Consider the following 4,140-nt stretch of genomic DNA (forward strand, 5'->3'; position numbering starts at 1 on the left):
GTGGTGCTGGGGGTGGTGCTGGGCGCGCCGCTCGGGGTGTCCGTCGCGGTCGGGGCGGGGGTCGGGCAGCCCGGGACGGGCGTCGCCGTCGGGGTGCCGGTGGGCGTGGCGGTCGGGGACGGGGAGCCCGTCGGGGTGGGAGTGCCGGTGGGCGTCCCGGTGGGGGTGGCCGTCGGGTCCGGGCAGGTGGTGGGCGTACCGGTCGGGGTGCCCGTGGGCGTCCCGGTGGGCGTGCCGGTCGGGGTCGCCGTCGGGGAGGCGCCGCCGCTCGGGGTGGTCGTCGGCGTCGCCGACGGCGAGGTCGAACCGCCGGGCGTGGGCGTGGCGGTGGCGCTCGGCGTCGTCGTCGGCTGGGGGCTCGGCGACTGGTCCGGCGTCGGCGTGACCGGTGCGGGCGGCTGCGGCTCCGTGGTGGGCGTGCCGCCGGTGCCGGTGCCGCCGGTGCCCGTGCCGGAACCGCCGGTGGGCAGGCCCGGGAGGTACGGCGAGGGCAGCGGGGCGGGCGGCACCGGGGAGCCCGGACGGTTCGGGACGGTGGTCACCGTGCCGCTGCCGTAGTGCGCCATCCAGTTGCGCACCGTCCGCAGGTACTCGCCCGAGTTGTTGTAGCTGAGCACCGCCCGGTCGAGCTGCGCCGGATCGGCGAGGTCGCGTCCGCCCGCGCACAGGTAGCGGCCGGCGCTCTCGGCGGCGTCGAAGATGTTGTTCGGGTCGGCCTTGCCGTCGCCGTTGGCGTCCACGCCCCAGGAGGCCCAGGTGGACGGGATGAACTGCATCGGCCCGACGGCGCGGTCCCAGCGGGAGTCGCCGTCGTAGCGGCCGCCGTCGCTGTCGGGTATCGCGGCGAAGCCGTTGCCGTCCAGGGCCGGGCCGAGGATCGGTGTCAGGGTCGTGCCGGCGGCGTCCACCTGGCCGCCGTTGGCCTGGCCGGACTCGACCTGGCCGATCGCGGCGAGCAGTTGCCACGGCAGGTGGCAGCCCGGCGAGCGCTGCGCCAGCGCGGCCTCGGCCTGCCGGTAGGCGGCGAGCACGGTGGCGGGCAGTGCGGGGCCGGTGGCCGCGAACGGGCCGGCCGAGGGCAGGCCGGGCAGGGTGCCGGGCGGCTGCGGGAGCTGGACGGTGCCGCCGCCGTCGGCCGGCACGCCGAAGGTGCCGGGGAGGTCCGTCGAGGGGCCGCCGCCGGGCAGGTAGCGGCCGGCTCCCTGGTCGGCGGTGCCGTTCGCCGGGCCGGCGTCGGCGACCGCGGCCGGGGCGAGCCCGATGCCCGTCACCTGAGAGCCGGTCAGCGCGGCCAGCGCGGCGAAGGCCGCCGCCGTCCCCGTGACCCGCTTGCCGATCCGGACCTTCCGCCCGTCCTTGGCCTTGCCGATCCGCACCGTCATCCGCTACCCCTCCCCGTTGCCGTCCGGACCCTTCCGGAACGGTTGAGCTGTCGTCATCGTGCCCGTCCAGCCGAGGACCGGGCCCGCCGCCGCCACGATTAGTATCACGACGATCTGACAGGGACAGGGTGACCGGGAGGCGGACCGGAGCCCTCCGAGGGGTTAACTCGGCACCTCAGCGGGGGTGCGGCCGGGCACCGTGCCGTACCGGGACCGGCTCCGCCGCCGCTGCCCGGCCGCGGTCCGACGGCAACTCCCGTTCCGGTACGGAGAGTTGACCGGGAGGCCAACATCGGTGGGACGGGCGCTCCCGGGCGCCGGAACGGCGGTTCGGGGCACGGGGGTGGTGCGTCCGCGGCGTTTCGGGCCCCCCGGCGCCGCCCGGCGCCGCCCCTCCTGACCTGCCGGAACGTCGGAGAGCGGGCGCGGCGCCCCCTACCAGCAAGGGCGCCGGGACGCCAGGGTGCGCCCCCGACTCGGCCCTGGACGGGTGACGTTCTGGTGAAAATGGGCATGCCAGGAATGACTGCCCGGCATGCTGTGCCGCGTGATGATGCGGATGGAGGTCCAGACCGTGAGCCCGAACCTGCCGGAGACCCTCGCCGAGGGGACGGTCGTCCTGCCGGCGCCCCCTCGGGTGGTGGACGACCTGGCCCGTGACCTGACCCAGGCCGCCGCGGCCGTCCGGGCGGTGTCGCGCACCCGCCGCTCCGGAGGGGACGTCGCGGTCGCCGCGTACACCGCCGTGGTGTGCACCGGGCGGTCCCCCGCCGGCGTCCTGGAGGAGGCCGCCGCCTGGTGTCGGCAGGCCCCCGAGGCCGAGGTGCACTCGCTGGCCTGGGCGCGGGTGCCGGGACACCGAGAGGACGTCCACGAGTACCGCGTCACCATGGCCGTCAGCTTCCCCGACGACGAGACCGGCGAGCACGTCGGCGACACCCACCACGCCTACCGCTGACGCCGTATCATCGCCCTCATGACCGAGGGGGGTACGAACGAGATGACGAAGGACCAGACCACCGACCCGGACGGCACGGCCGCGGGGGAGCACGCCGACGGCCCGCGGGAGCTCTCGCGGGCCGCCGCCGTCGTGGTCACCGTGCTCGCGGCGGTGTTCGGCGCCGCGGTCCTGCTGGCGGTGTTCCACTGGTTGGGGTGGAGCGTCCCGTGGGTCGGCTGGATCGTCGCCAAGGCCGGGATCAAGCTCGCCGTCGGAGGCTTCGCCGGGCTGGCCGTCGGCTTCGCCTGGCTCCGGGGCAGACTGCGGGCGCGGCCCCGGAGCTGACCCGCGAGCGGTCTCAACCGGCCTGCGGGGAGGGGCAGGTGAGGTCGCGGCCGGGCGCGGTGCCGTCCAGCAGGTAGCGCTCGACCACTCCGCTGACACAGCTGTCGGACGTGGGGTACTGGCCGTGGTCGCCGCTCCCGGTGACGGTGACCAGCCTGGAGCCGCGCAGCGCGCGGTGGGCGCCGAGCGCCGCCTCGTAGTAGGTCGCCGGATCGTGCACCGAGTTGAGCATCAGCGTGGTCGGCAGGTGGGCGCCGGTCACCGTGACCTTGGGCGCCGGGGCGACCGGCCAGGCGGCGCAGACCGCGCTGAAGGCGAGCGTCCGGGCCCCGGCCAGCGGCCAGCGGGCGGTGTTCTCGGCGCCGCGCTCGATCCAGGTGCCCAGGTCCCTGGTCCACGGGGTGTCGTTGCAGGTCACCGCGAAGTACTCGGCGAGGAACTCCGGGGTGAGGTAGCTGTTGAAGGCCTTCGCGGCCGCCGCCCTGGTCGCCGGGTCGGCGCCCTGCCAGTGGTCGACGGTGGCCAGGATCCCGGCCAGGTCGGGGAAGTTGGCCGCCCGGTAGATCGCCGACATGGTGAGGCTGTCCAGCTGGTTCGGGCCGATCGTCACCGGGCCCTCGACGATGGGGGAGTCGTGCAGCGCGGCCCGCCGCTGCTCCCAGTGCGCCCGCACCTGCTCCGGCGTGGAGCCCCAGTGGTACGTGGCGTCCCGGGCCGCGAGCCAGGGCACGAAGTCCTCGTCGAAGCGGCGCTGGAAGCTCATCGGCTGGCCCAGCTCGAACGTCTCCCAGGTGCCGTCGAAGCCGATGTTGCTGTCCAGCACCATCCGTTCGACCCGGTGCGGGAAGAGCGTCCCGTAGTAGGCGCCGACCATCGAGGCGTAGGACGGGCCGTAGTAGCTGAGCTTGCGCTCGCCGAGCAGGCCGCGGAACAGGTCGATGTCGTGGGCCGTCTGCTCGGTGTTCAGGTAGGGGAGGAGGTCCCCGCTGCGCTCCTGGCAACCGGCCACCAGCTTCTTCGAGTTGGCGACGACCCGGTCGATCGCGGCGGGGGACTGGTCGCGGTAGTCGCCGGCCAGGAACTCCTGGAACTCCTCCGGGGTCTGGCAGACCGCCTTGGTGCTCGCGCCGACCCCGCGCTGGTCGAAGCCGACGATGTCGTACGCGGCGCCGAGCGCCGGGGCGGCGCCGGCCAGCCCGGCCGGGCGCAGCAGGCCGGTGCCGCCGGGGCCGCCGGCCGCCATCAGCAGGGTGCCCTTGCGCTTGGCCGGGTCGGTGGCGCGGTGCCGGGAGACGGCGATGGTCAGGTCGGCTCCGACGCCGGGGTGGTGCCAGTCGCGCGGGGCGGTCATGGCGGCGCAGTCCAGCGCGGGCTGCTGGGCGCAGGGCTGCCAGTTCAGGCTCTGGTGGGTGTAGCGGGCGGGCGCCGGGTCGGCGTCGCCCGGGTCGCGGCCGGTGGCGGCCCCCGCGGTGG

4 protein-coding genes are annotated in these 4,140 nt (G+C 75.8%); 2 read left to right on the top strand and 2 right to left on the bottom strand.

What is annotated here, in order from left to right:
* Window positions 1-1,382 (bottom strand): lytic transglycosylase domain-containing protein (locus ACFU6K_RS32900; RefSeq protein ID WP_380669294.1); only part of this gene is annotated, 1,382 nt, incomplete at its 3' end.
* Window positions 1,383-1,929: 547 nt separating this feature from the next.
* On the opposite strand from ACFU6K_RS32900, the gene ACFU6K_RS32905 reads away from it, so the two are divergent.
* Window positions 1,930-2,340: a hypothetical protein gene (locus ACFU6K_RS32905; RefSeq protein WP_143204668.1), complete on the top strand. Its 411-nt coding sequence runs from the start codon at window positions 1,930-1,932 to the stop codon at window positions 2,338-2,340.
* 18 nt (window positions 2,341-2,358) lie between these two features.
* Complete coding sequence (locus ACFU6K_RS32910; RefSeq protein WP_380669296.1) at window positions 2,359-2,667, top strand: hypothetical protein; 309 nt, start codon at window positions 2,359-2,361, stop codon at window positions 2,665-2,667.
* A gap of 13 nt (window positions 2,668-2,680) precedes the next feature.
* Here the strand turns inward: ACFU6K_RS32910 and ACFU6K_RS32915 are convergent.
* A partial coding sequence (locus ACFU6K_RS32915; protein WP_380669298.1) for an alpha/beta hydrolase occupies window positions 2,681-4,140 on the bottom strand: 1,460 nt, incomplete at its 5' end.

Source organism: Kitasatospora sp. NPDC057512, assembly GCF_042802135.1.
GTDB lineage: Bacteria > Actinomycetota > Actinomycetes > Streptomycetales > Streptomycetaceae > Kitasatospora.